The 755-nt window shown below is 77.2% G+C and carries 1 protein-coding gene; it reads left to right on the top strand.

Annotation, left to right across the window (positions count from 1 at the left end; genetic code table 11):
• The first annotated feature begins 43 nt into the window (after nt 1-43).
• Nucleotides 44-673, top strand: a complete 630-nt coding sequence (locus FOE67_RS27480; protein ID WP_182667515.1) for an RNA polymerase sigma factor — start codon at nt 44-46, stop codon at nt 671-673.
• The last annotated feature ends 82 nt before the right edge of the window (nt 674-755 follow it).

Raw genomic sequence — 755 nt, 5'->3', positions numbered from 1 at the left:
GGGTTCGGGTGGGAAGAGCGCGCGGACGGTACCGGACGCCGAGCTGACCGCCGCCGTGCTGGCGGCCCAGGGCGGCGACGAGCGGGCCTTCGTCCACGTCTTCCGCGAGGTCCACCCCCGTCTGCTGGGCTACGTGCGCACCATCGTGGCCGAACCCGACGCCGAGGACGTGACCGCCGAGGCGTGGCTGCACATAACCCGGGACCTGGAGCGGTTCCGGGGGGACGCGGACCGCTTCCGGGGGTGGACCAACCGCATCGCCCGCAACCGGGCGCTGGACCACCTGCGGGCCCGCGGTCGCCGGCCGGTGGAACTGGTCGACGACACCTCGCTCATCGAGCGCCCCGGTCCCGGCGACACGGCCGAGGAGGCCCTGGCGGCGGTGGGCACCGCCCGCACCTTCGCCCTGTTGGGCAGGTTGCCGCGGGAACAGGCCGAGGCGGTGGCGCTGCGGTCGGTGATGGGCCTGGACGCCCGACGGGCCGCCGGGGTCCTGGGCAGCCGGCCCGGCGCGGTGCGCACCGCCACCCACCGGGGGCTGCGCCGGCTCGCGGAGTTGGTGGGCGACGGGGCGGAGTGCCGGGGGCTCGGGACCCACCGCGCGGACCCCGAACGACGGGCGCCGGGGCGCGCCGTTCCGGTGCCGGTCGGGGCCGGGGCGTCCGGCCGGTAACGAATTCCGGCCGCCCGGCGCAGTAGGTGATGAGGCCGACTGGTCATCGGCCGATCGGGTCCCCGGGGGTTCCCCCCGTACC

Origin of the sequence: Streptomyces calidiresistens, from assembly GCF_014141525.1 — a bacterium.
In the GTDB taxonomy this organism is placed as follows: domain Bacteria; phylum Actinomycetota; class Actinomycetes; order Streptomycetales; family Streptomycetaceae; genus Streptomyces; species Streptomyces calidiresistens.
The sequence above is the reverse complement of the archived record's forward strand: the minus strand, read 5'-3'. Positions and strand labels throughout refer to the sequence as shown.